This window comes from Pseudomonas sp. RA_35y_Pfl2_P32 (assembly GCF_963970735.1).
Taxonomy (GTDB): domain Bacteria; phylum Pseudomonadota; class Gammaproteobacteria; order Pseudomonadales; family Pseudomonadaceae; genus Aquipseudomonas.
Genome location: NZ_CAXAQF010000309.1, coordinates 1 through 465 on the forward strand (window position 1 = coordinate 1; position 465 = coordinate 465).

Sequence of the window (465 nt, forward strand, 5' to 3'; positions counted from 1 at the left end):
GGGGGCATGCTGGCGGCGGTGTGGACGACAGACAATGCGCGGGCGCGCGGCGTGCGCGATCTTTCGCGGCGGGCATGGGTGGCTGCGGTGCCCGGTGCTGTGCGGCCGGCGCGCTTCGGGATCGTGCCCGCAATCGCCTCGGGCTTGGAGCTGGCGGGCTTTTCGATTCTGATTGCCTTGTCGACCGATTTCGGACCGGTGACCGCGCACGCTTTCCAGATCGTCTTCTCGGTCCACAACGTCACCTTCGGGGTCGCGTTGGGGCTTGGATCGGCGGCGGGCGTGCGCGTCGGCAATGCCATGGGCGAGGGGACGCCCGCGCTGGCGGTACCCCGCACCGTGATCGCGGCCGGGCTGGCGGCGCTGTTCACGGGCCTGCTTGCGATCGTGATCGTGGTGGCGCGCTGGCCGATCGTCGCGGCGTTTCCGGCGGCACCTGGCGTGCACGCGGTGGCCTTGGCGATG

At 71.2% G+C, this 465-nt stretch carries 1 protein-coding gene; it reads left to right on the forward strand.

The genetic code is table 11. From position 1 onward, the window contains the following. Window positions 1-465 (forward strand): MATE family efflux transporter (locus AACY45_RS28430; protein ID WP_339548796.1); only part of this gene is annotated, 465 nt, incomplete at both ends.